At 53.7% G+C, this 23,600-nt stretch carries 25 protein-coding genes and 1 pseudogene; 24 read left to right on the top strand and 2 right to left on the bottom strand.

Features of this window, described 5'->3' with window-relative positions; genetic code table 11:
- Positions 1 to 5 precede the first annotated feature (5 nt).
- The 22 genes and pseudogenes from lptB (at position 6) to atpC (ending at position 17,793) form a co-directional block, all read left to right on the top strand.
- Positions 6 to 725 carry an LPS export ABC transporter ATP-binding protein gene (gene lptB, locus P159_RS0116700; protein WP_029545947.1) on the top strand — a complete coding sequence of 240 codons (720 nt, stop codon included), beginning with the start codon at positions 6 to 8 and terminating at the stop codon, positions 723 to 725.
- A gap of 11 nt (positions 726 to 736) precedes the next feature.
- On the top strand, positions 737 to 1,837 hold the full coding sequence (locus P159_RS0116695) for an LptF/LptG family permease (RefSeq protein WP_029545945.1): 1,101 nt from the start codon (positions 737 to 739) through the stop codon (positions 1,835 to 1,837).
- Between the two features lie 51 nt (positions 1,838 to 1,888).
- Complete coding sequence (locus P159_RS0116690) at positions 1,889 to 3,124, top strand: DUF3084 domain-containing protein (RefSeq protein ID WP_029545943.1); 1,236 nt, start codon at positions 1,889 to 1,891, stop codon at positions 3,122 to 3,124.
- Between the two features lie 14 nt (positions 3,125 to 3,138).
- Positions 3,139 to 3,540: a resolvase gene (locus tag P159_RS0116685; RefSeq protein WP_029545941.1), complete on the top strand. Its 402-nt coding sequence runs from the start codon at positions 3,139 to 3,141 to the stop codon at positions 3,538 to 3,540.
- 12 nt (positions 3,541 to 3,552) lie between these two features.
- Positions 3,553 to 4,011, top strand: a complete 459-nt coding sequence (locus tag P159_RS0116680) for a dCMP deaminase family protein (protein ID WP_029545939.1) — start codon at positions 3,553 to 3,555, stop codon at positions 4,009 to 4,011.
- 183 nt (positions 4,012 to 4,194) lie between these two features.
- Positions 4,195 to 5,247: an MraY family glycosyltransferase gene (locus tag P159_RS0116675; protein ID WP_029545937.1), complete on the top strand. Its 1,053-nt coding sequence runs from the start codon at positions 4,195 to 4,197 to the stop codon at positions 5,245 to 5,247.
- A gap of 74 nt (positions 5,248 to 5,321) precedes the next feature.
- Positions 5,322 to 6,491: a UDP-N-acetylglucosamine 2-epimerase (non-hydrolyzing) gene (gene wecB, locus P159_RS0116670; RefSeq protein WP_029545935.1), complete on the top strand. Its 1,170-nt coding sequence runs from the start codon at positions 5,322 to 5,324 to the stop codon at positions 6,489 to 6,491.
- A gap of 53 nt (positions 6,492 to 6,544) precedes the next feature.
- Entirely contained in the window at positions 6,545 to 6,781 is a 237-nt protein-coding gene (locus P159_RS0116665; protein WP_029545933.1) for an AtpZ/AtpI family protein, read from the top strand.
- Positions 6,782 to 7,138: 357 nt separating this feature from the next.
- Complete coding sequence (locus P159_RS0116660; protein WP_051650434.1) at positions 7,139 to 7,537, top strand: hypothetical protein; 399 nt, start codon at positions 7,139 to 7,141, stop codon at positions 7,535 to 7,537.
- A 121-nt stretch (positions 7,538 to 7,658) separates the two neighbouring features.
- Positions 7,659 to 8,330, top strand: a complete 672-nt coding sequence (gene atpB, locus P159_RS0116655) for a F0F1 ATP synthase subunit A (RefSeq protein WP_029545929.1) — start codon at positions 7,659 to 7,661, stop codon at positions 8,328 to 8,330.
- A gap of 36 nt (positions 8,331 to 8,366) precedes the next feature.
- A complete protein-coding gene (gene atpE, locus P159_RS0116650) occupies positions 8,367 to 8,618 on the top strand; it encodes a F0F1 ATP synthase subunit C (RefSeq protein WP_029545927.1) in 252 nt (83 codons plus the stop codon).
- Between the two features lie 40 nt (positions 8,619 to 8,658).
- Positions 8,659 to 9,162 (top strand): F0F1 ATP synthase subunit B, encoded by a 504-nt coding sequence (gene atpF / locus P159_RS0116645; RefSeq protein WP_029545925.1) that lies wholly within the window; start codon positions 8,659 to 8,661, stop codon positions 9,160 to 9,162.
- The gene (locus P159_RS0116640; protein ID WP_029545924.1) at positions 9,156 to 9,695 is read left to right on the top strand and encodes a F0F1 ATP synthase subunit delta; all 540 of its coding nucleotides are present in this window, start codon (positions 9,156 to 9,158) and stop codon (positions 9,693 to 9,695) included. The genes atpF and P159_RS0116640 overlap by 7 nt, the downstream gene beginning before the upstream one ends.
- 211 nt (positions 9,696 to 9,906) lie before the next feature.
- Entirely contained in the window at positions 9,907 to 11,442 is a 1,536-nt protein-coding gene (gene atpA / locus P159_RS0116635; protein ID WP_029545922.1) for a F0F1 ATP synthase subunit alpha, read from the top strand.
- Positions 11,443 to 11,454: 12 nt separating this feature from the next.
- Positions 11,455 to 12,318 (top strand): ATP synthase F1 subunit gamma, encoded by an 864-nt coding sequence (atpG, locus tag P159_RS0116630; RefSeq protein ID WP_029545920.1) that lies wholly within the window; start codon positions 11,455 to 11,457, stop codon positions 12,316 to 12,318.
- A 57-nt stretch (positions 12,319 to 12,375) separates the two neighbouring features.
- Positions 12,376 to 13,791, top strand: a complete 1,416-nt coding sequence (atpD, locus tag P159_RS0116625) for a F0F1 ATP synthase subunit beta (RefSeq protein WP_029545918.1) — start codon at positions 12,376 to 12,378, stop codon at positions 13,789 to 13,791.
- A gap of 5 nt (positions 13,792 to 13,796) precedes the next feature.
- Complete coding sequence (locus P159_RS0116620; RefSeq protein WP_029545916.1) at positions 13,797 to 14,240, top strand: F0F1 ATP synthase subunit epsilon; 444 nt, start codon at positions 13,797 to 13,799, stop codon at positions 14,238 to 14,240.
- 111 nt (positions 14,241 to 14,351) lie between these two features.
- Positions 14,352 to 15,221, top strand: a complete 870-nt coding sequence (locus tag P159_RS0116615) for an Rpn family recombination-promoting nuclease/putative transposase (protein ID WP_051650433.1) — start codon at positions 14,352 to 14,354, stop codon at positions 15,219 to 15,221.
- Positions 15,222 to 15,317: 96 nt separating this feature from the next.
- Positions 15,318 to 16,088 carry a DpnI domain-containing protein gene (locus P159_RS0116610; protein WP_029545912.1) on the top strand — a complete coding sequence of 257 codons (771 nt, stop codon included), beginning with the start codon at positions 15,318 to 15,320 and terminating at the stop codon, positions 16,086 to 16,088.
- Between the two features lie 238 nt (positions 16,089 to 16,326).
- Positions 16,327 to 17,109, top strand: coding sequence for a DNA methyltransferase (locus tag P159_RS0116605; RefSeq protein WP_318253616.1), 783 nt, complete (start codon positions 16,327 to 16,329; stop codon positions 17,107 to 17,109).
- A 38-nt stretch (positions 17,110 to 17,147) separates the two neighbouring features.
- Positions 17,148 to 17,344, top strand: a pseudogene (locus tag P159_RS0116600) (F0F1 ATP synthase subunit beta); the annotation flags it as partial.
- Between the two features lie 5 nt (positions 17,345 to 17,349).
- The gene (gene atpC, locus P159_RS0116595) at positions 17,350 to 17,793 is read left to right on the top strand and encodes an ATP synthase F1 subunit epsilon (protein WP_029545906.1); all 444 of its coding nucleotides are present in this window, start codon (positions 17,350 to 17,352) and stop codon (positions 17,791 to 17,793) included.
- 61 nt (positions 17,794 to 17,854) lie between these two features.
- Here the strand turns inward: atpC and P159_RS19680 are convergent, their stop codons facing one another.
- Both P159_RS19680 and P159_RS0116585 read right to left on the bottom strand, forming a co-directional pair.
- The gene (locus tag P159_RS19680; RefSeq protein WP_051650432.1) at positions 17,855 to 18,811 is read right to left on the bottom strand and encodes a TPM domain-containing protein; all 957 of its coding nucleotides are present in this window, start codon (positions 18,809 to 18,811) and stop codon (positions 17,855 to 17,857) included.
- Positions 18,808 to 19,362: a LemA family protein gene (locus tag P159_RS0116585; protein WP_029545902.1), complete on the bottom strand. Its 555-nt coding sequence runs from the start codon at positions 19,360 to 19,362 to the stop codon at positions 18,808 to 18,810. The genes P159_RS19680 and P159_RS0116585 overlap by 4 nt, the downstream gene beginning before the upstream one ends.
- 187 nt (positions 19,363 to 19,549) lie before the next feature.
- Between P159_RS0116585 and P159_RS0116580 the strand changes: the two genes are divergently transcribed.
- Entirely contained in the window at positions 19,550 to 22,120 is a 2,571-nt protein-coding gene (locus tag P159_RS0116580) for a glycosyltransferase (RefSeq protein ID WP_051650431.1), read from the top strand.
- A gap of 264 nt (positions 22,121 to 22,384) precedes the next feature.
- On the top strand, positions 22,385 to 23,563 hold the full coding sequence (locus P159_RS0116575) for a galactokinase (RefSeq protein WP_029545898.1): 1,179 nt from the start codon (positions 22,385 to 22,387) through the stop codon (positions 23,561 to 23,563).
- The last annotated feature ends 37 nt before the right edge of the window (positions 23,564 to 23,600 follow it).

Raw genomic sequence — 23,600 nt, 5'->3', positions numbered from 1 at the left:
TAGCTTTGCATATCGAAGCCAAGAACCTGGTGAAAAGGTTCAAGGACCGTACCGTAGTTGACCGTGTGTCCCTGCGGGTGGAAAAAGGCGAGATAGTTGGTCTTTTGGGCCCTAACGGTGCCGGCAAAACCACCAGCTTTTACATGATAGTGGGCCTTGAGAAGCCCGATTCCGGAGAGGTGAATCTGTCCGGGGTCAATATTGCCGGTATGCCCATGTACCGCCGTGCGCGGCTGGGCATTTCTTATCTGCCTCAGGAGGCGTCTATTTTCCGCAAGCTGACGGTTGAGGAAAATATCATGGCCATTCTTGAGACCACAGAACTTTCCAAGGCAGAACAGCGTCACAAGTACGAATCCCTTTTGGAGGAATTCCATATCGGCCATGTGCGGGAAAGGAAGGGCACAGAGCTTTCCGGTGGTGAGCGCCGCCGGGTGGAGATAGCAAGGTGCCTGGCCTTGGAACCGCAGTTTATCCTGCTGGACGAGCCCTTTGCGGGGGTTGACCCCCTGGCTGTGGCAGATATTCAGGAGATTGTCCAGTATCTCAAGCAGCGGGGCATGGGCATCCTCATTACGGATCACAACGTCCGCGAGACACTGCAGATTGTGGACAGGGCTTACATTCTCAACAACGGCAAGATCCTTCTGGAAGGTGACAGCGACACCATAGCCAACAGTCCCATCGCCAGGAAATTCTATCTGGGCGATAATTTCAGTATGTAAGGAGAGGCAGGATGAAGCTGAGAATATTAGACAAATACATATTCAGGGAGATCTTCCTGTCCTTCCTCTTTGGCATCTGTGCTTTTTCTGCCGTGTTCATCGGCTCAGGCACGCTCTTTAAGATTGCCAGGTTCATTACGGATTATGGTGCTTCCCTTTCGGCGGTGCTGAAAGTATTTGTGTTCAGCATGCCCAGTGTCATTATCTGGACATTTCCCATGTCCATGCTTTTGGCTACGCTTTTGACTTTTGGCAAGCTGTCCGGTTCTTCGGAAATAACCGCTATGAAATCCTGCGGTGTGGGCTTTACACGCATTGCTACCCCCGCTATTCTTATGGGGCTGGTGGTGAGCATTGGCGCAATTGCCTTCAATGAATACGTGGTGCCTTGGGCCAACAGCGCTTACCGCAATGTAATCTACTATGAGATTGAGGGCAATACTACCTTGCAATCCCAGGAGCACGTTATCCTGAAGGAAATCAGGGACGGTAAAATACAGCGCCTTGTCTATGCCCGCCTTTATGAAGCTGAGACGGAGCATTTGACAGGTGTCACCATGCAGGAATTCGGCGTGGACGGCAAGGTAACCCATGTGGAGAATGCTGAGTACGCTGAGTGGAATGGCCAGGAGTGGACCATGCACAACGGCATTATCTATGATATGGCCGAAGGCGAGGACAAGAAGGCGCATACCCTGCGCTTTGACAAGCAGACCCTGCCTGTGGCTTCCGCTCCCAAGCAGATAGTCAGGGCACAGAAGGAGCCTTCAGAGCTCACCATGAAGGAGCTGCGGGCTGAGATTGACATTATGAAGACCCAGTTTGTAAACACCAACAAGCTGGAAGCAGAGCTTTATCAGCGCGTAAGCGTGCCCATGGCGAGCCTGGTATTTGCCCTGGTCGGCATACCGCTGGGGCTGCAGCCTAACCGCAATTCTTCCTCTGCCGGTTTTGCTATGAGCGTCATCATCATCTTTTTCTACTATGCGCTCATGACTATGGGCAATGCCCTGGCAAGAAGCGGGGCTCTGGCTCCCATGCTGGCAGTCTGGATACCGAACATCGTGGGCCTGCTGGCAGGAGGATTCCTTATCAGGCGGGCTTCCAAATAACACAGCAAGATAAGCAGCAGGAAATCTAACCAGGAAAGGTGGCAATAGCAGATGTATGGCGTATTTCTCATAGCAGTCTTGATACTGACAGGTGGGGCTATTGCCTTTATTGGCGACAGACTTGGCACCAAGATAGGCAAAAAGCGCTTGTCTATTTTTGGTCTGCGTCCCCGGCACACCTCCATCATCGTCACCATCATCACCGGGGCCCTGATTACCACCATGACTTTTGCAGTATTGGCGGCTACCTCTGAAAATGTCCGCACGGCGCTCTTTGGCATGGAAAAGCTCAAGCGTCACATGGCGGAAATGCAGGCGGGCATTGAGCAGGCTACAGGCGAGCTGCAGGCTGCCCGGGTGGAGAAGGAAGCAGCTGACAGCGCTCTGGATAAGGCCAAAGTGGATGTGGAAAAACTCCAGAACCAGCAGAAGGAATTAGAGGCTGTATCCCGTGAACTGCAGGCAGGCAATGATCTTCTGCAGCAGGAAAAGGAAAACCTGCAAAGAGAGAGGGACAGCCTGAGCAGTGAAAACCAGTCCCTATTGGCAGATAATGACAGCCTGGCAGAGAATAATGAAAAGCTCAGCAAGGATAACAAGAATCTTGAGCAGAATGCAGAGCGTCTCAGGGATGGTCTCATTACCATGCGTGAGGGTGACATAACCTTCAGGGCAGGGGAAATCCTGGCCAGCGGAGTAATCCAGGGGGGCCGCAGCGAGGAAGCTGTGGAGGCAGACCTTCAGTCGCTGGCCCAGCTGGCTAACCGCAATGTGTCTGCCCGCCTGGGCATCAATCAGACAGATCAGGGCCTTTGGATATATCAGCCAGAAGCTGAGGCAGCCATCAAGGCTATTGCTGAAAGTTCCCAGGATATGGTAGTGCGCATCGTTGCCGCTGGCAATCTGGTGCGCGGGGAAGTTGTCCGCGCTTCTCTGGAACTTTATAAGAACAGCATCATCTATGGCAGCAAGGAGCTCATTCTCGCCAAACCGTATACTCTCAGGAAGCATGATGAGGAAGAGGCAGAGATGGTGGCCATGGATTTCTTGATGAATGTCAATCAGGCAGCGGTGGCCAAGGGCATACTGCCCGATCCTATCCGCGGTTCCGTAGGTGTCATCGAAGGGGCGCAGTTCTACAATCTGGTGGAAAACCTTCGGAGCTGCACTGACCACATCGTGCTTACTGCCTATGCCCGCGATGCCACGGATGCCCTGGGGCCGTTGAGACTTGACTTCAAGCTGGAGCCTGCCCAGGACAGTGATGGTATTTATACTGCAAAATGAAAGGTGTATCGAGCATGAATATCATGGCACTGGATCCGGGTCGGGATAAATGCGGTCTGGCAGTATTGAATGACCAGGGGGAAATCCTTTGGCGGCAGGTGATTGAAACAAAAGCCTTGGAAGAGTTTGCCATAGCCAGGGCCAGGGAACATGATCCTGTTTGTTTGATAATGGGCAATGGCACCACCAGCAAGGAGGCGGAGGGGCGCTTGAAGAAAGTTTTGCCGGGAATGACTCTGAAGGTGGTGGATGAATACCGCACCACGGAGGAAGCCAAAAAGCTTTACTGGCAGGTAAATCCGCCTAAAGGATGGCGACGGTTCCTGCCTGTCACCATGCAGGTGCCTCCGGAGCCAGTGGATGACCTGGTGGCGGTGATACTTGCCCGCCGGGAAATTGATAAAGGACCTGTGTGAGGAGGAAGCCAAATGGGAGAGCAGCAGAGCCGTCCTGACTGGACGGAGTATTTTCTTGACATTGCCAAAGCGGTTGGCCGCCGTGCCACCTGCCTGCGCCGGCGCTACGGAGCCATCATAGTCAAGGACAAGATCATCATCAGCACCGGCTACAACGGCGCCCCCAGAGGCGAGGCCAACTGCATCGATACGGGTCTCTGCGAGCGCGAGCGGCTGAAAGTCCCAAAGGGGCAGAACTACGAGCTCTGCGTGGCTGTCCACGCGGAGCAGAACGCCATCATCAATGCCGACCCGGCTCTCATGGAAGGTGCCACCATCTACATCGTAGGCTACAACGCCGACGGCACACTGGCCTCCGGCAAGCCTTGTCTCCTTTGCAGGCGCATGCTGCGCAATGCGAAGCTTTCCCAGGTGGTCTACTACGAGACAGACGGCAGCATCATCACTTGCAGGCCGGATGAAATTGCATAAGGAACTGTTCATAAGAATCTAAGGGAGTCCGCAGGACTCCTTTTTATATGCTTTCAGCTTTTTTTCATGCTTGTCAAGGGATAAGATACATTATTGACACTGCCATGGGCATGGGGTAGAATAGGATTGTTATTTAGGCAGGAGTGCCTTTTCGTTTGAATTTGAAGGAGTGCGACTTAAGTTATGCCGGATTATATGTTGGCGTTCATCATTGCCGCCGGAATGGCTCTGCTGGTGACGCCTGGGGTTATCTTTTTGGCAAAGAAAACCGGGGCTCTTGACAAGCCCGATGCCCGCAAAGTGCATAAGAATCCCATTCCCCGCATTGGGGGGCTGGGCATTTACCTGGCCTTCATGGCAGCTATGACGGCTGTGCTGGTGCTGGTGAGCGTGGATGCTGAGGTACAGCAGGAAATCATTGGCCTGATGGTCAGCGGCACGCTGATTGTGGTCATTGGCCTTATCGATGATTATACCAATTTGCCTGCCAAGGTGAAGCTCTTGGGACAGATTATCGCCGCCTGCGTGCTGGTGATTGGCTTTGATGTGAGGATTGATTTCATTACTGACCCCTTTGGGGATTATCTCTTCCTTGAGTATCTGGCTGTGCCTGCTACCTTGTTCTGGATTGTGGGCCTGACCAATACGGTGAATCTGATTGACGGCCTGGACGGCCTGGCAGCGGGGGTCTCCTCCATTGCGGCTGTCACCATCTTCCTGGTGGCCCTGCAGCAGGGCTTCATGCTGGTGGCCGTGCTGACGGCGGCTCTGGCCGGGGCTGCCTTTGGCTTCCTTTACTATAACTTCAATCCTGCCCGCATCTTCATGGGGGATTCTGGCAGCATGTTCCTGGGCTTTATGTTGGCTGGCATTTCCGTCATCGGGGCGGTGAAGAGCGCAGCTACCATCGCCCTCATCGTGCCCATCCTGGCATTGGGGCTGCCCATCATGGACACCACTTTTGCCATTGTGCGCCGCTACCGTGGGGGAGTGCCCATCTTCAAGCCGGACAAGGGTCATCTGCATCATCGTCTGCTGGATCTGGGCTTCACCCAGCGTCAGGCAGTGCTCTTGATGTACGTCATCAGCGCCCTGCTGGGTCTCAGCGCTGTGGCTCTCACGGAGGTCAGCCCCCAGATGTCCATCGCTATTGTGTGCGTGGTTATTTCGGCAGTGCTCTTTGGGGCCAAGAAAATCGGTATTTTCCATTTGAATGATTCTGCCCAGCAGCACTGAGCAGTTAATAGGGAATCCCAATGAAGGCAGGCTCGTTCCCTGCCTTTATCTGTATGGGGAAAGGTGATAGATTTATGGCAAACAAGAAAATCAAGGTGATGACTGTATTTGGCACCCGTCCGGAGGCCATCAAGATGGCTCCTATCGTGCTGGAACTCCAGAAGCACCCGGAGGAGATTACGCCGGTGGTGGCTGTGACAGCCCAGCACAGGGATATGCTTGACCAGGTACTGAACCTCTTCGAAATCAAGCCGGACCACGATCTGGACATCATGTCTGCCGGCCAGACCCTTTTTGACATCACCTCCAAGGCCATGATGGGCCTTGACAAGGTGCTGCAGGAGGAGAAGCCGGATATCGTGCTGGTACACGGTGATACCACCACTACCTTTGCAGGCGCCCTGGCGGCCTACTACCACCAGATTCCCGTGGGCCATGTGGAGGCAGGCCTCCGCACCCACAATATCTATTCTCCCTTCCCGGAGGAAATGAACCGCAAGCTCACGGGCTGCATCGCAGCTCTGGATTTTGCGCCCACGGAGACTTCTGAGCGCAATCTGCTGGCAGAGAATGTGCCTGCCGAGCAGATTTTCGTCACGGGCAATACGGTTATCGATGCCCTGCACCATACGGTGCGGGAGGATTTCCAGTTTGAAGATGAGCTACTGAAGAAAATCGACTTCCAGAACAAGCGCATCATCCTTGTAACTACCCATCGCCGTGAGAATCTGGGTGAGCCCATGCGTCATGTGTACAAGGCACTTAAGCAGCTCACCGAGGAGTTCGCCGATGTGGAGGTAGTCTTCCCCGTGCACAAGAACCCCAAGGTGCGGGAAGTGGTCAATGAAGAACTGGGGGGGCTTGAGAAAGTACACCTTATCGACCCCTTGGATTATGAGCCCTTTGCCAACCTCATGAGCAGGGCGCATCTGATCCTCACGGATTCCGGCGGAGTTCAGGAGGAGGCTCCGGCTCTGGGCAAGCCTGTGCTGGTGCTGCGGGATACCACCGAGCGCCCCGAGGCTGTGGCCGCAGGCACGGTTAAGCTCATCGGCACCGACCGTGAGCGCGTCTATGAGGAAGCAAAACTTCTCCTCACCGATGAAAAAGAATACAGCCGCATGGCTGAGTCCTGCAATCCCTATGGTGATGGCGAGGCCAGCCGCCGCATCATCCAGGCTATCCTCTATCATTATGGCCTGGCTGACGAGCGCCCGGACGTTTTCATGGGCAGCGATAAATAAGGTTCACTGGCTCCCTGCCCGGCAGGGGGCCTCTTTGTTGTGGAGGGAAAAAGATGAGCGAAGAACCCGGAAAGAATGAGGGCCTCAGGCAGGCTGTCAGAGCCTTTGCCCTGCTGTCCGGTGTAGGCATTTATTTTGTCGTGTTTGTGGGCATCTGCCTCTGGCTGGGCAATCTGGCTGACGAAAATCTTGGATTGGGGTACGCAGGGAAGCTGGTGGGAATCATCATAGGCTTTCCGGGGGCTATTTATACCCTTTACCGGCAAATCAAGGAAAACGGCGTGGTTTGAATTATGCTCATTTTATGTCAGGGCGTGTTGATTAATTCACTCACCCCATCTTTACTGGTCTTGACTGTCCCTGCTGCGTTGACAAATCCTCGACATAGCACCGCTATGCCTCCGGTTTGTCGCCTTGCAATGGACAGCCTATCCCAGCAAATCTGGGGCAAGCTCATTTAATCAACACGCCCTAGTTATGATACAATAGGAATAATTCATGGCGATTATGATAATCTTCACTTGCGATAAACAAAGTAATATCTTATAATAAAAACTGCGTGCAAGTGGGAAAATGCTTATTTTCTTTGCTGCAGGCAGGAATAAAGTGCATTGTGTAGAATAATGCACTTGTGGGAGAATTTGCGAATGGATACCTCTGTTTTGAAAGAAGCACTGGGAGAAATCAAAAGGCCCTTTTGCCTGACCCTGGCGGTCTTCACGGCCATGCTCTGCCTGAGCCTCATGGCATCCGGCGGGGCGCAGCTGATAGGAGCCCTGTTCATCGGGTATCTGGCAGCGGGAGCCTACCTTTGGACTTTGGTCTACCGCACCTTCCGCAGCGCGGGGATGAGCGCGCAAGGTGCCAAGAAGGAAATGCTCTTTGGCCTTATTCTGAGGCTTCTTACCCTGGCACTTATCTTTGGCGTAGCGGCCAGGATCGGCACCCAGGTCTTTGCGGTGACGGTGCTGGGATTTCTCACGGTCTATCTGACGGCTCTGGTGTTGATGATAGGCAATAATCTCAAGAAGGGAAAACGGAGCTGAAAGGCGCCGGTTCTCATAAGGAATTGAAAGTAAGTAAAGCAAAAATTTACGGACAGTTCCAAATGGCGGAGCAATCCGCCCTAAAAATATTGGGGCAAAGCCCTGGAGGAGGTAGAGGTTTATGCATGAAATCGGTGTTCGCGAAGTTGTGCAATGGGCTGGTATGACCTTTAACTGGGAAACCCTCTGCATGACTTGGCTCACCATGGCGATCGTCCTCATCATTGCCTTCCTGGCTGTTCGGAACCTTTCTTTGGTACCCAGCGGCTGGCAGAATGTGATAGAGATGGTCGTTGAAGGTCTGCAGGCGCAGATGAAAGGCACCATGGGCAAGGGCGGCATGTTTTTGGCTCCCTTCATCATCTCGCTTTTCATGTTCCTGCTGGTGTCAAACTGGCTGGGACTCATCCCTGGGATGGCGTCTCCTACCAATGACCTGAACACCACTTTGGGCCTGGCCCTGCTGGTCATCGTGATGGTGCACGTGCTGGGTGTGGCAAGGAAGGGCGGCCATTATATCGGCCATTTCTTCAAGCCAACGCCGGTCTTTGTCATCATCAACGCCATTGAAGAGATTGCGAAGCCAATCACATTGTCCTTCCGTCTCTTCGGCAACATCCTGGCAGGTGAGATCCTCATCATCATCCTGCTGAAACTCATGCCGATCTGGATGCCGGTGCCGTCAGTTATCTGGTTGGCTTTCAGTATCTTCATCGGTGCCGTGCAGGCGTTCATCTTTACGATGCTGTCCATGGCGTATTTCGCCAACGCAGTCAAAGAGGATGAAGAGTAATTTTCTTATCTTTCATTATTTAAGGAGGATTTTTTCATGGAAAACGCAATTATGGTAGCCGCTGCTCTGGTTGGCGCAGGTATTACGATGGGTCTTGCCGCTATTGGCGCTGGCGTAGGTGATGGTCTTGTCACCAGCCGTTTCATCGAGGGTCTTTCCCGTCAGCCTGAGGCAGGCAGCAAGCTCTTCACCAATACCCTGATCTCCGTCGGCCTCATCGAGTCCATGGCCATCATCGCAACGGTCGTGGCTCTGATCATGCTCTATGCTAACCCGCTGATCAAATAAGACTCTTATCTTGTTTGATGATTGAAGGGAGGCATAGGAATTGATAGATCTGAACATGACGCTGGTTGCGCAGATCCTGAACTTCCTGATCCTGGTGGCCCTGCTCCACTGGCTGGCTTACAAGCCGGTCGTGAGCATGCTGAAGGCCCGTGAGAACCGCATTGCCGACAGCATTCAGCGTGCTGATGACGATGCGGCAGCTGCTGAGGCTGTGCTGGCTGACTACAAGGCAAAGCTTGCAGAAGCCAGCGCTCGTGCCCAGGAGATACAGGCGAGAGCCGAGGAACGTGCGGAAGAGTACCGTGCAGCCCGCAAAGCCGATACGGAGCGGGAGATTGAGCAGATGAAGAAGGCCGCCAAGGCTGAGATCGAGCGCGACAGGGAGCGTGCAGTGGAAGAGCTGCGCACCCAGATGGTGGCTCTGTCCATGGCTGCTGCTGGCAAAATCATCTCCAAGAACCTGGACGCTGCCGAGAACGAGCAGCTTATCGGCGATTTTGTGGCAAAGCTCGATAAAAATAAGATTGGTGATTTGTCATGCTGAATTTACAGTTAGCGCGCAAGTACTCCAAGGCTATGTTCGAGCTGGCGCAGGAAGAGGGAAAGCTCATCCCCTACGGTGAGGAGCTTGCCTCTGTGCGAAAGGACCTGGACAGCGCTCCGCAGCTGAAAAGCTATCTTGCCAATCCCCAGATTCAGAGGGAGGACAAGAAGGAACTGCTGCGGAAGCTTTTTGACGGGGAACTTTCCAAGACTGTACTTAATTTCCTCTACCTTTTGGTGGACAAGCGTCGCATAGAGCTCTTCGAGGCTATCGAGGATATCTACCGCAGCCTGTCCAATGAGGCCCGGGGCATTGTGGTGGCTGATGTTACCAGCGCCCAGGAGCTGACCTCCTCACAGCAGGAGAAGATCCAGAAGAAGTTGGCTTCCGTCACGGGCAAGGAGATCACTCTCCGCACCCACAAGGACGAGAGCCTGATCGGCGGCGTGGTGGTGCGCATTGGCGACAAGCGCATTGACGGCTCCGTGAAGGGACGCCTGCAGGAAATGACAGCACAGCTCCTAGGAAGCTGAAATAAATAACGTGCTAGATATGCGCAGGATAAATTTTCTCAGTCAAGGCGAAGGAGCGAGACGTAGCGGTGCTACGTCGAACGACGACAACGCAGGCTGAGGAGATTTAGACAAGCATAGCAGCAGGTTATTTATGGAAGGTTCCGTGGCCAATTGAACTGTTCGTGTTTTGTGCGGACAGAGGATAAAGAAACTGGGGTGACAGCGAAATATGAAAATGAATCCGGAAGAAATAACCGCGATCATCAAAGACCAGATCAAGAACTACAATGTAGATCTGAATGTGGATGATGTTGGCACGGTTATCGAAATCGGCGACGGCATCGCCCATATCCATGGCCTGGACAAGGCTATGGCAGGCGAGCTCCTCGATTTCGGCAATGATATATATGGTTTGGTCCTGAACCTTGAGCAGGACAACGTCGGTGCCGTTATCCTGGGCGGCGACGTGGAAATCAAGGAAGGCGACACCGTCAAGCGTACGGGCAGGATCATGCAGGTGCCCGTGGGCAAGGCCATGATTGGCCGCGTGGTGGATGCCCTGGGCCGTCCCATCGACGGCAAGGGCCCCATCAAGACTACGGAGTCCCGCCCTGTAGAGTTCAAGGCACCGGGCATTGCAGACCGCAAGTCCGTCCATGAGCCTCTCCAGACCGGCCTCAAGGCTATCGATGCCCTGGTGCCCATCGGGCGCGGCCAGCGCGAGCTCATCATCGGCGACCGCGGTACCGGCAAGACGGCTATCGCCACCGATACCATCATCAACCAGAAGGGCCAGAACTGCATCTGCGTCTACGTGGCTATCGGCCAGAAGGCCTCCACTGTAGCTCGTGTGGTGAAGACCCTGGAAGACCACGGCGCTATGGAGTATTCCATCGTGGTGGCAGCTACCGCTTCTGACAGCGCACCGCTGCAGTATCTGGCACCTTATGCCGGCGTAGCCATGGCTGAGTACTTCATGTACACCAAGGATGAGAATGGCCACGGCGGCCACTGCCTCTGCGTGTACGATGACCTTACCAAGCACGCTGCAGCTTACCGTGCCATGTCCCTGCTGCTTCGCCGTCCCCCCGGACGTGAGGCATATCCGGGCGATGTCTTCTACCTCCACTCCCGCCTCCTGGAGCGCGCAGCCAAGCTCTCCGACGAGCTGGGTGCAGGTTCCATCACGGCGCTGCCCATCATCGAGACTCTGGCAGGCGACGTTTCGGCCTACATTCCTACCAACGTCATCTCCATCACCGACGGCCAGATCATGCTGGAGACGGATGCTTTCTATTCCGGTATCCGCCCGGCTATCAGCGTGGGCCTTTCCGTCTCCCGCGTAGGCGGTTCCGCCCAGATCAAGGCCATGAAGCAGGTGGCTGGTACCATGCGTCTGGACCTGGCCCAGTACCGCGAGCTGGCAGCTTTCGCCCAGTTCGCCTCCGACCTGGACAAGGCTACCAAGGCACAGCTGGACCGCGGCGTGCGCATGGTTGAGACCTTGAAGCAGGCCCAGTATTCACCTCTTTCCGTTGAGGATCAGGTGCTGACCATCTTCACCGCTGTCCGCGGCTTCCTGACGGATATCCCCGTGGACAAGGTCGTGAAGTTCCAGGATGACTTCATCAAGTTCATGCACACTTCCCATCCCGACACCGGCAAGAAGATTGCAGAGCAGAAGAAACTGGATGATGCTCTTGAGAAGGAAATCTCCCAGGCTATCGAGGAGTTCAAGGAAACCGTGGACTACAAGATGGCGTAAGGAGGGATTTTCATGCCTAGCTTACAAGACATCAAGCGCCGTACCAAGAGCGTCAAGAGCATCCAGCAGATCACCAACGCCATGGACATGGTGGCTACGTCCCGTATGCGCCATGCCAAGGAGGCAGCCCAGGCCAACCGTCCCTATGCGGAAAAGGTGTCTGAGGTGGTGAAGGAGATTGCCGTGACCGTGGGTGGCGAGTTCTCCCATCCTCTGCTTGAAACCCATGAGGAGGGACACCGCCTGGTGCTGGTGATGGCAGCTGACAAGGGCCTGGCTGGAGCATATTCCAGCAATGCCTGCAAGGAAGCTCTCCAGTCCATCGAGGATAAGGCGACCACCGAAGTAGTCACTGTGGGCCGCAAGCCCCGGGATTTCTTCAAGCACAGAAATTATAACGTGGCCGAGACCTTCACGGGCTTTTCTGAGAAGCCTCATTTTGAGCATGCCCAGAAGATTGCCCGCCACATCATAGAGAGATTCGAAAGCGGAGAAATCTCTGATGTGCAGATGGTCTACACCCGCTTCGTATCGGCTATTTCCTGCGTGCCCGAGACAGTGCAGCTGCTGCCTTTCGTGGCACCGGAGGGGGAAGCCGGTGAGGCGAAGGGCCCCGGCACCGAGTACATCTATGAGCCTTCGGCGGAGGCGGTGCTTGGGCACATGCTGCCCCAGTACCTCTACACTACTGTCTATGCAGCCCTGCTGCAGGCGGCAGCCAGTGAGTTGTCCTCCCGCATGAATGCAATGAGCAACGCTACCGACAATGCGGCAGAGCTTATCTCCAAGCTGGAGCTGCATTACAACAAGGTACGTCAGGCAGGCATCACCACGGAGCTCAACGAGATCGTCAGCGGCGCAGAAGCCCTGAAGTAATTACGGTGCACAATATTATCCTCAGGAGTGGAAACTCCGGAAGGAGGAGGTTTTACATTGGCAAAAGGTAAAGTCGTACAGGTCATCGGACCTGTCGTAGATATCGAGTTCCCGGCAGGCGAGCTGCCGGAGATACTCAATGCAATCACCATCAAGGGCAAAGCCGACAAGGTGGATATCGACCTGGTGGTAGAGGTCATGCAGCATCTGGGTGACAGCGTCACCCGCTGCATCGCCATGAGCTCCACCGATGGTCTCCAGCGTGGCATGGACGCTGAGGATACCGGCGCTCCCATCAAGGTGCCCGTGGGCAACGAGTGCCTGGGCCGCGTGTTCAACGTGCTGGGACAGACCGTTGACCACAACCCGAAACCAGTTGGCAACAAGGAGTTCTGGCCCATCCATCGCCCGGCTCCGAAGTTCGACGAGCAGGAGACTGCCACCAGCATCCTGGAGACAGGCATCAAGGTGGTTGACCTGATTGCTCCCTATTCCAAGGGCGGCAAGATCGGCCTCTTCGGCGGCGCAGGCGTGGGCAAGACCGTGCTTATCATGGAGCTGATCCACAACATCGCCACCGAGCACGGCGGCTACTCCGTCTTCGCAGGCGTGGGCGAGCGTACCCGTGAAGGCAATGACCTTTGGAACGAAATGACCGAGTCCGGGGTTATCGACAAGACGGCCCTCATCTACGGCCAGATGAATGAGCCCCCCGGAGCACGTATGCGCGTGGGCCTCACGGGCCTCACCATGGCAGAGTACTTCCGCGATGTGCAGCATCAGGATGTGCTGCTCTTCATCGACAACATCTTCCGTTTCATCCAGGCAGGTTCCGAGGTGTCCGCATTGCTGGGCCGCATGCCTTCCGCAGTTGGTTATCAGCCCACCCTGTCCACGGATATCGGTGCCCTTCAGGAGCGCATCACCTCCACCAAGGAAGGCTCCATCACTTCCGTGCAGGCAGTATATGTGCCGGCAGACGACCTGACTGACCCGGCACCGGCAGGCACCTTCACCCATTTGGATGCCACCACGGTGCTTTCCCGCCAGATTGCAGAGCTGGGCATCTATCCGGCAGTGGACCCCCTGGATTCCACTTCCCGTATCCTTGACCCCCATGTCATCGGCGAGGAACATTACGAAGTGGCCCGCGGTGTGCAGGCTGTGCTGCAGAAGTACAAGGACCTGCAGGATATCATCGCCATCCTGGGTATGGAAGAGCTTTCCGACGATGATAAGCTCACCGTGTCCCGCGCCCGCAAGATCCAGCGTTTCCTCTCCCAGCCCTTCGCTGTGGCAGAGGTCTTCACCGGCACCCCAGGCAAGTACGTGCCCCTGAAGGAGACTATCCGCGGCTTCAAGGAAATCCTTGAGGGCAAGCATGACGAGCTGCCCGAGGCTGCTTTCTACATGGTAGGCGGCATTGACGAGGTCATTGAGAAGGCCAAGAAGCTGAAAGCGGAGGAGGCCTGATTTAGATGGCGTTAGCTACAACCAGGCTGGAGATAGTTTCCCCTGACAAGGTGGTCTATTCAGAGGACGTCCGCATGGTCATCGTCCGTTCCACTGGCGGCGAGCTGGGCATCCTGCCCAAGCACGCCCCCCTGGTCACCGGCCTTGAGCCCCACGCCCTGAGGGTGAAGTTCGAGGACGGCAGGGACGAGCAGCTCATAGCCTGCGCCGGCGGCTTCATGGAGGTAACTCCTGAAAAAGTCACGGTACTGGCAACGGCGGCAGAAGCCCCCGTGGACATTGACGTAAACCGCGCCCAGCGGGCTTTCGACCGCGCCAGGGAGCGTCTGGAAAAATTCAAGACCGGCACTCCCGAGGTCAAGCAAAGCATTGACGAAAAGCGCGCCGAACTGGCTCTCATGAGAGCCATGGCCAGACTCAAGGCCAGCGGAACTGAATATAGCCTTTAAGACGATTAAAATGGCTGTTGCATAATAATTGCACAGCCATTTTTTAGTGGAGAAGTGTTGTTTTTCAAAAGGCAAAGTCATAAAATAAAAGAAGAAATGGGAGGAATGACCATGGCGGCTTTTCGCATCAACCGCACCAATGATGCGGTTTTCAAAGCAATCTTCGCAAAGTATCCTAAGATTACTCTTGCACTTATCAATGCTTTCCTTGAGTTTCAGGGCACTGAGCAACTGGTGGACATTGAGTTCATCGACCGGGAGATTGACTCTGATGAGTATGAGGGCAAGGAGTCGCGCCTTGACATACTGGGGCGTACGGCTTCCGGCACTAAGGTCAATATCGAAATGCAGGTCAATGCTCTGGCTGCCATGGGGGAGCGTTCCCTGTTCTACTGGGCGCGAAACTATGCCGATTTGAAGCGCGGCGAGGAATACGACCAGCTAAAGCGTACCATTGCCATCAACATTCTGGGCTTCAACCTGTTCAATGAAAAGCAGTACACCGATATGCACAGTTGTTTTGGCATCTACGATATCAAGACCCAGTGCCAGCTGACGGACAAGCTGGAAATACACTTCCTTGAACTGCCGAAGTTCAAGAGCAAGAGCGTAAAGGACATGAACCGCATGGAAAAATGGGCGGCATATTTTTCTCCTGCTACCTCTGATGAGGAACTGGAGGAAATAGCCGCCGGTGAAGAGGCCATAAAAGAGGCAATGGAGGTGGAAGACATGTTCACCAAAGACGAAGTGGCCAGAAGGTCTTATGAGAAGGCAGAGAAATTCCGTCGCGACCAGGCAGCACAATTGAGTTATGCCGAAAAAAGGGGCGAAGAACGAGGCGAAAAGAAAGGCATCAGGGGCACGGTAGTTGCACTGAAAAGCCTTAACCTGGACAAGAAAACCATTGCCCTCAAGTTGGCAGAAGTTTTCGGACTCGATGACAAAACGGCAAATAAGTATGTGGAAGCAAATTGGTAAGGCAAGTCGGTAAGCGAAAAATACTTTCATGACATTTTGTACGTCTGGCATTCATTCTGCCAGCCGTATTTCAGATCCAGCGACAGGAGGCAAAACATGGACATACGCATGGACGCTGACCTGGGGGCAGCTTACCACAGTCCACAACAGCAAGCCAGAGTCATTACGGAAGCCTGGGCCGCTGAAAACATGTACTGTGTCATGTGTGGAGCGCCCCGCCTTGAGCATCTGCAAAACAACAAGCCCGTGGCAGACCTCTGCTGCCCCCATTGCCGGAACACCTTCGAACTGAAAAGCCATAATGGGCGCTTCGGCTCGGTAATTGCAGACGGAGCCTATGAAACCATGATGGGAAGGCTCAGGGATGACAATAACCCGCACCTGTTCGTCATGGAATACACGCGCCCTGAATACATGGTAGAAAACCTCTGGATAATCCCCAGCTACTTCTTCACCTCGGAAATCATCATCAAGAGGAAGCCCCTGCCGCCTACAGCCCGCCGGGCGGGGTGGACAGGGTGCAATATCGCCTGGAAGAATATTCCCGCTCAAGGAAAAATCTCTGTCATCAGTCAAAGAGAAATCCTTGACCCTAAAGCCGTTTGTGAAAAAGTCTCCGCCACCACAGCCCTTGCCACCAGCAGAATACAGGCTAGGGGCTGGCTCATGGACGTACTCTACTGCTTAGAGCAAATAGGCAGGGAACACTTCACCCTGCAGGACGTGTATGCCTTCACCGATTATCTGCAAGAGCGCCACAGGGAAAATCACAATGTTCAGCCAAAAATCCGCCAGCAACTACAATATCTGCGTGACAAGGGCTTTGTAGAATTCTTGGGCCGAGGCGAGTATAGATTAAAACAATAATAAACAAGAAAGAGACAACAGCAATATAAAAACCATCAAGGTCAGTTTTCCAGCTGGCCTTTTTTAGTGCACAACGCTAATAAAATCAAGCTTCTAAGCCGTTTTGAAATATGCGGGAGAATTGCCCGCAAAGGGGAAAGATGAAACAATACTTGCCAAGATTTGTGATCCTGTGCTATATTATTCAATACAAAACGATCGAAAATGATCGAAAATAATAATTATAGGAGGATTGCTGTTGGACACAATTACGGCTGAAAAGCCTGCAAATAAAAAGCCAAAAAAGATTATAAAATGGGAGCCAGAGGACTTTGAACTTAGAATGACCACCCACTGGACATTCCCAAAACGTGGCGACTGGGCCACACATGACGCAAAATGGCGGGGTAACTGGTCGCCCTATATCCCCCGCAACATCATGCTCCGTTACTCCAAAGAAGGAGATTGTGTCCTTGACCAATTCGCCGGAGGCGGCACTACGCTGGTGGAAGCAAAACTTTTGAACCGCAACATTATTGGCGTGGACGTCAATGATATGGCCCTGGAAAGATGCCGTGAAAAGACAGACTTCGAGCACGAAGGGGCAGAGGGCAGGGTTACCCTGCAAAAAGGAGACGCCAGAAACCTTGACTTTCTGAAAGACGAACAAATAGACTTGATATGCACCCACCCGCCCTATGCTAACATTATTCAGTACAGCGAAGATATTCCGGCAGACCTATCCCGCATGGCAATAGCAGACTTTCTGGAGGAAATGAAAAAGGTGGCGAAAGAAAGCTACAGAGTTCTGAAAAAGGACAAATTCTGCGCTATCCTTATGGGAGACACCAGAAAGAAAGGGTGCATGGTGCCAATGTCCTTCGATGTAATGAAAATCTTCGAGGAAGCAGGCTTCACCCTGAAGGAGCTTATTATCAAAGAACAGCACAACTGCAGAGCCACAGGCTACTGGAAAACTAACAGCGTGAAATATAATTTCTTGCTCATTGCCCATGAATATCTTTTTGTATTTAGAAAATAATGTATATGAGTCCTGCAGGCGTGCATCACCTTCGCGTCCTCTCCCAGCCCTTCGCTGTGGCAGAGGTCTTCACTGGCACTCCGGGCAAATACGTGCCTCTGAAGGAAACCTTCGCGGCTTCAAGGAAATCCTTGAAGGCAAGCATGACGACCTGCCTGAGGCTGCTTTCTACATGGTAGGCGGCATTGACGAGATCATTGAGAAGGCCAAGAAGCTGAAAGCGGAGGAGGCCTGATTTAGATGGCTTTAGCTACAACCAGGCTGGAGATAGTTTCCCCTGACAAGGTGGTCTATTCAGAGGACGTCCGCATGGTCATCGTCCGTTCCACCGGCGGCGAGCTGGGCATCCTGCCCAAGCACGCCCCCCTGGTCACCGGCCTTGAGCCCCACGCCCTGAGGGTGAAGTTCGAGGACGGCAGGGACGAGCAGCTCATAGCCTGCGCCGGCGGCTTCATGGAGGTAACTCCTGAAAAAGTCACGGTACTGGCAACGGCGGCAGAAGCCCCCGTGGACATTGACGTAAACCGCGCCCAGAGAGCCTTTGACAGGGCCAGGGAGCGCCTGGAAAAATTCAAGACCGGCACGCCGGAAGTCAAGCAGAGCATAGACGAAAAGCGCGCCGAGCTTGCCCTCCTGCGCGCTATGGCCAGACTCAAGGCTAGCGGAACTGAATATAGCCTTTGATTCAAACAGCAAGCCCCTCGGAAGAAACCTTTCGAGGGGCTTATTTTGGACGCAATTTTTGTTACCAGCCACCCGAGGAGCCGCCGCCGCCGGAGCTGCCGCCGCCGTAGCCGCCTGAGCTGCTGGAGCTGCTGGAGCTGCTGGAACTGTCGCTTGAACTGTAGCTTGAGCTGCCACCGGAACCGCCGCTCCAGAAGTTGTCATCATTGTCGTCATTATCGTTATTGGTATAGGATTGCCATTTCAGGCTGCCCAGGTGTCCCATTGTGATGATATAAAGCAGGACGCCCAGGATATTCATAAAGATATTTATGGCAAGAAGCATGGCCATGCTGACCAGTGGACCGATTACACCGTAGAACAGGAAAGCTACCACCAGAACCAGAATGATTGATATGCCCCAGTAGAGTATATCCTCCCACCATTCTGTTTCCATCTCTGCTACCGGTGGCGTTTCTGCCGGTATAGCAGGTTGGGGAGCAGTGAGCACACTGGACGGTACCTCTGTCCCGTAGTTTTCATAGACCTTGCGGGCAAGTTTTTGATAGGCTTCATAGATGCCGGCAGAATACGCTTCGCTGCGGAATTTGCCTTTCATGCCGTCCAGCACTTCCCCGGCATAGCCATCGGTGATGGCGCCCTCCAGCCCGTAGCCCACCTCGATGCGAAACTTCCGGTCACCTTTGGCAATGAGCAACAGTACGCCGTTGTTTTTTTCTGCATCGCCAATGCCCCAGGTGCGGAACAGGCGATTGGCGTAGCTTTCTATATCTTCCTCGTTCAGCGTGTCGATAGTCACCACCACCAGTTGTGCCCCAAAATGGTTATCCAGATCCTGACCGATGGAAAGGATTTTTTGTCGTTCCGCAGGCTCTACCATGTTCTCGAAGTCTGCCACATATATATCCTGGGTGGGGGCTGAAGGGATATCAGGGGGTGTGGTGTCCTCGTTCAGCCACAGGAAAGCCATGCAAGCTATGACTACTAGGCAGACGACTGCCCGTACTGCCGCCTTCAAAATGCCACCTGGGGCACGCTGTGTGCCGCCTCATCAGCCGCAAAGGGGGCAAGAGGACCATAGCCCATCATGCCTGCAAAGATATTGCCAGGGAAGGTGCTGACGGTGATATTGTACTCACGGACGGCGTTGTTGTAGTCGCGCCTGGCCACGGCAATGCGGTTCTCTGAACCGGCAATTTCCCGCATAAGTTCTGTGAAATGAGCATCTGACTTCAGGGTGGGATAATTTTCCACCACAGCCAGCAGCCTGCCAAGGGCTCCAGTAAGCTCCTGGTCTGCCACTGCCATTTCCTCTGGCGAAGCGGCACCTGCCACTTTGGCCCGGGCTGCTGTTACCTCAGTCAGGACCTTTTCCTCATATTGCATATAGCCCTTGACGGTGTTCACCAGATTGGGAATCAGATCCGCCCGCCGTTGGATTTGGTTTTCCACTTGCCCGTATTGGGTATCTACTTCGATTTTGGCACTTTTTACGGAATTGTACAAGCCGATGCCGCTGAAGACCATGATAAGGGCCAGAACAAGCGGGATTATTGCTAAATTTTTCATGTGTTCCCCCTAAACAAAAAATATATATAATGACTTTGCAAATATTCGTCACCTGTTCTGATATTCCTGCTGGAGTTTAGGAAAATAGCGAATTGATATGAAATTACAGTTCTGTTTCTCCCTTTCTGCAAAAGAAGGGGATTTTCTTTTGCACAGCGAATATCATGGGCAAAGAGGGGGCGGGAGTATGAGGATTTCGGCTTGCTATATTGTAAAGGATGAGGCGGCAGAGCTTAGAAAGTCGCTTGAAAGCATAGAGGGTCAGGTGGATGAGATAATCGTGGTACAGACGGCGGTGTGCTCTCCTGTCAAGGCTGTGGGAGAGGAGTTTGGGGCGCGGCTGCTGTTTTTTGCCTGGGAGAATGACTTTGCCAAGGCTCGTAATGCTGCCCTGAGGGAAGCAACAGGGGATTGGCTGGTGCTTTTGGATGCGGATGAGTATTTCACTGAGGATACTTCTCGAAATTTACGAAAAATCGTGGAAAAGTATGGGGAAAACGAAGCATTGCTGGTGCCGCTTACCAATCTGGGCACGGATGGTATGGACGTGACGGCTCCGGCCTTGCGCTTGGTGCGGAACCAGCAAGGGCTTGCCTATGTGGGACGCATACATGAGGAATTGTGCATCAATGGCCGTCCTTTGCAGTCCTTGCAACTTCTGGGGGAGCAGGAACTTCACATAGAGCATACGGGATATCGTAAGGAACTCAGCCGGGAGAAAGCCGAGAGAAATTATGCCCTTTTGCAGGAGGAGATGAAGCAGCGGCAGGCGGAGGGGAAGGAGACGGGGAGCCTCTATATGTACCTGGCCGAGGCTGCTTATGGGCTGGATGATACTGCTGAAGCGGAGCGCTATGCCAGGCTGGATATTGCCCAGGGGCGCAGGCAGGTGGTGTATGCCAGCCGCTCTTATCATCTGTTGCTGGAAATCCTGGGGCAGGATCCTTTGCGCAGGGAGGAACGGGCAGCTGTGGCCAGGCGGGCGGTGCAGGACTTCCCGGAACTGCCGGAGCTTTGGGCAGAGCTTTCCCTGAGCCTGGGGGCAGTTTATGATATTCGGGGGGCGGAGGAAGCCATGACAAGAGCTCTGGACCTGCCTGAGCCACAGGGACTGGAGCCTGTGCTTTTTACTGATGAGTTAAGGAAAACAGCGCAGGCACAGCTGAAAGTATGGCGGGAAGTTTTGGCAGAGGCGGAGATGCTTGATATTTCCGCTTGTGTAATTGTGAAGAATGAGGAACGGGAACTGCCACTTTGGCTGGAAAAGAGCAAGGTTTATGCAAATGAAATGATTGTAGTGGACACGGGCTCCACCGACAGGACGAAGGAAATTGCACAGGAAGCCGGTGCCAAGGTATTTGATTTTGTCTGGTGCGATGACTTTGCCGCTGCCAAGAATAGGGCTATAGATTGTGCCCAGGGAGATTGGCTTGTCTTCCTTGATGCGGATGAAACCTTTGACCGTCCGGAGCTCTTGCGGAATTTCCTGGCTATGAGAAACCGGGAAAATTTCAGCGGGGCCATTTCCGTGCTGGTGCGGGCGGTGGATGAGGAGGCGGGGGAGCAGCCTATCCTGGATTATCCTGCCGTACGAGTATGGAAGAATCTGCCTCAGCGCCGCTATGTGGGCAATATCCATGAAATGCTGAAGGATGGTGAGAAGGAAGTGCGCCTCTATGACGGCAGTTTCCTCACCGTGCGCCATACGGGGTATTCCTCGGGACGGGTGCGGGCAAAGTATGAGCGCAATTTGAAATTGCTTTGGCAAAAAATTGAAAAACAGGGCGGTGAGCAGCCGGAGGATTACCGCTACCTCATGGATTGTTGCTATGGCCTGGGGGAGTTTGCTTTGGCAGAGCACTATGGGAAACTGGCTCTTGAGAAAGGCCCCATGGCCATAGATGGCAACAGGGAAGTGTACTGGCGCTTGCTGGACTGCCTAAAGGAGCAGGGGAAGGACCGGGAGGAAAAGCTGTCCTGGCTCAGGCATTGCGAAGCAGCGTTTCAGGAAGATGGGGATTTCAAGGGTGAAGAGGGGCTGTTGCTGACGGAAGAGGGCTGGCAGGATGATGGCATCAAGCTCCTGATGGATTTTGCCGGGGGCGGCCCTTGCCAGGGAGGTCAGCTGGTCAAGCACGTGATGAAGCGTGCCCTGCCACGTCTGGGTCTGCGGCTGGCAGAGGCGGGCCGCAGGGAGGAGGCGCTGAGTTGGCTGGAGCCTGTCTTATCAAGCAATCCTTATAATCCTGAAATGTGGCAGGGACTGCGCCTGCTTATGCCACCGGGGGCGTTCATGACGAAAATTATGCCGAACTTCAAGGAACGTGCACAGGCCTTGCGGGAGCTTTGGCACTGGGCAGGAGAGAAGATGGATTTGGAACTGCTGGCAGCCTTGCAGGAAGAGTTCAGTGTGGCAGGAATTCCTGTGCCACAGCAGGAGCTTTGGGGCAGGGTGCTGGCAGGTGATAAAGCAGGAGCGTTGGAGGCGGCCGGGAAGATGGAAAATACGGCGGCAGAAACGCTTTTCATCTCGCTGATGCAGCTGCCTGCGGGAAGCAAGCTGGAAGGAATAGAGTTTTTGCCTGAAGGGCTGGCGGCTGTAATCAAGGCTTACCGTGGTGAAGGTGGAATGCCTCATGACAAGAGAGCGGTTGTGCAGGGGCTGCTGACCTGCCGGAAGTATTGGCACAGCTGGCAGGAGGAGTACAGGCATTACTTGCAGGTGTTCGGCATAGATGAAGGCGGCAGGCTGTACTGAGCTATCCCTGAATCCGCGAAGTTGGCATAGATTCCCTATGGCAGCTTCGCTGCTGCTTCCCTCTGGGAGGGGCGTTTAATGACTTCCTCTTAGGAGGGAATCATCGATGGAAAACGTTTACAAAAAATCATTGACAAAGGAGTAAATCGGTAGTAAACTTATATACAACAAGAGGAAATACAGTGCAAGTTCGGACAGTTTTTGGCTTGCACTATATTTTAAAGCAAACAGGAAAACGTTTACGATAAAGCGGGAGGAAATGTCATGGCACAAGAGATTCTGGCAGAGATGAAAAAGGTTTTTGAGGAGAAGTTTGGCAAGGCTGAGACTAGGGCGTTCTTTTCTCCGGGCCGGGTTAACCTGATTGGCGAGCATACGGACTACAACGGCGGGCATGTTTTCCCCTGTGCCATTTCCCTGGGCACCTACGCTTTGGTGGCTGACCGCGCAGATAATATGACCCGTATCTACTCCATGAATCAGGAAGGGGCGGGCATTATCGAGTTTGAGATGTCAGGTCTTGCATATGACAGGGACAAGGGGTGGGCTAATTATCCCATGGGGGTGGTAAAGGTTTTCGAGGATGCAGGGCATAAATGCGCCCATGGCTTCGATATCCTCATTTATGGCACCCTGCCCAATGGATCCGGCCTTTCTTCCTCCGCTTCGCTGGAAGTGCTGACAGCAGTGATCCTGAATGATGCTTTTTGCTTTGGCCTGGATATGGTGGAGATGGTGAAGCTGAGCCAGAAGGCTGAGAACACCTTCGTAGGAGTGAACTGCGGCATCATGGATCAGTTTGCCGTGGGCATGGGCAAGAAGGATTGCGCAATTCTCCTTGACTGCAGCACCCTTGAGTACCGTTATAGCAAGCTTGCTCTGGATGGTGCCAGCATTGTCATCACTAATACCAACAAGCCCCATTCGCTGGCTTCTTCTGCTTATAATGTGCGCCGTGCCCAGTGCGAGCACGCTCTGAATGAGCTGAAGGAAGTGCGCCCTGAGCTGGCAACCCTTGGTGAAATGACCAATCTTGAGTATGACAAGCTGGCCGGGCATATTTCCGACCATGTGGAGCGCCAGCGGGCCCGCCATGCGGTCTATGAGAACCAGCGTACCATGGAGGCTGTGCAGGCTTTGGAGGCCGATGATGTGCAGCGCTTTGGCGAGCTCATGTATATGAGCCATGTTTCCCTGCGTGATGATTACGATGTGACGGGAGTGGAGCTTGACACTCTGGCAGAGCTGGCCTGGGAGCAGGAGGGCGTGATTGGCTCCCGCATGACCGGGGCAGGCTTCGGCGGATGCACCGTTAGCCTGGTGAAGGATGAGTGCATCGAGGCATTCAAGAAGAACGTCGAGGATGGTTATGAGAAGAAGATAGGGTATAAGCCTAGCTTCTATGTGGCTAATATCGCTGATGGAACGCATAAGCTGAACTGAATCGTGTTATAATATTATAGCCGTTAAGATTTAATAT

It is taken from the genome of Selenomonas sp. AB3002, assembly GCF_000702545.1.
GTDB classification, from domain to species: Bacteria; Bacillota; Negativicutes; order Selenomonadales; family Selenomonadaceae; genus Selenomonas_B; species Selenomonas_B ruminantium_A.
This window is presented reverse-complemented; position numbering and strand designations above follow the sequence as displayed.

Bases quoted from the DNA above. Each gene is read 5' to 3' on its own strand.
- P159_RS0116695 (WP_029545945.1), top strand. From the start codon at position 737: ATGAAGCTGAGAATATTAGACAAATACATATTCAGGGAGATCTTCCTG.
- P159_RS0116690 (WP_029545943.1), top strand. From the start codon at position 1,889: ATGTATGGCGTATTTCTCATAGCAGTCTTGATACTGACAGGTGGGGCT.
- P159_RS0116685 (WP_029545941.1), top strand. From the start codon at position 3,139: ATGAATATCATGGCACTGGATCCGGGTCGGGATAAATGCGGTCTGGCA.
- P159_RS0116680 (WP_029545939.1), top strand. From the start codon at position 3,553: ATGGGAGAGCAGCAGAGCCGTCCTGACTGGACGGAGTATTTTCTTGAC.
- P159_RS0116675 (WP_029545937.1), top strand. From the start codon at position 4,195: ATGCCGGATTATATGTTGGCGTTCATCATTGCCGCCGGAATGGCTCTG.
- wecB (WP_029545935.1), top strand. From the start codon at position 5,322: ATGGCAAACAAGAAAATCAAGGTGATGACTGTATTTGGCACCCGTCCG.
- P159_RS0116665 (WP_029545933.1), top strand. From the start codon at position 6,545: ATGAGCGAAGAACCCGGAAAGAATGAGGGCCTCAGGCAGGCTGTCAGA.
- P159_RS0116660 (WP_051650434.1), top strand. From the start codon at position 7,139: ATGGATACCTCTGTTTTGAAAGAAGCACTGGGAGAAATCAAAAGGCCC.
- atpB (WP_029545929.1), top strand. From the start codon at position 7,659: ATGCATGAAATCGGTGTTCGCGAAGTTGTGCAATGGGCTGGTATGACC.
- atpE (WP_029545927.1), top strand. From the start codon at position 8,367: ATGGAAAACGCAATTATGGTAGCCGCTGCTCTGGTTGGCGCAGGTATT.
- P159_RS0116640 (WP_029545924.1), top strand. From the start codon at position 9,156: ATGCTGAATTTACAGTTAGCGCGCAAGTACTCCAAGGCTATGTTCGAG.
- atpA (WP_029545922.1), top strand. From the start codon at position 9,907: ATGAAAATGAATCCGGAAGAAATAACCGCGATCATCAAAGACCAGATC.
- atpG (WP_029545920.1), top strand. From the start codon at position 11,455: ATGCCTAGCTTACAAGACATCAAGCGCCGTACCAAGAGCGTCAAGAGC.
- P159_RS0116620 (WP_029545916.1), top strand. From the start codon at position 13,797: ATGGCGTTAGCTACAACCAGGCTGGAGATAGTTTCCCCTGACAAGGTG.
- P159_RS0116615 (WP_051650433.1), top strand. From the start codon at position 14,352: ATGGCGGCTTTTCGCATCAACCGCACCAATGATGCGGTTTTCAAAGCA.
- P159_RS0116610 (WP_029545912.1), top strand. From the start codon at position 15,318: ATGGACATACGCATGGACGCTGACCTGGGGGCAGCTTACCACAGTCCA.
- atpC (WP_029545906.1), top strand. From the start codon at position 17,350: ATGGCTTTAGCTACAACCAGGCTGGAGATAGTTTCCCCTGACAAGGTG.
- P159_RS0116585 (WP_029545902.1), bottom strand. From the start codon at position 19,362: ATGAAAAATTTAGCAATAATCCCGCTTGTTCTGGCCCTTATCATGGTC.
- P159_RS0116580 (WP_051650431.1), top strand. From the start codon at position 19,550: ATGAGGATTTCGGCTTGCTATATTGTAAAGGATGAGGCGGCAGAGCTT.
- P159_RS0116575 (WP_029545898.1), top strand. From the start codon at position 22,385: ATGGCACAAGAGATTCTGGCAGAGATGAAAAAGGTTTTTGAGGAGAAG.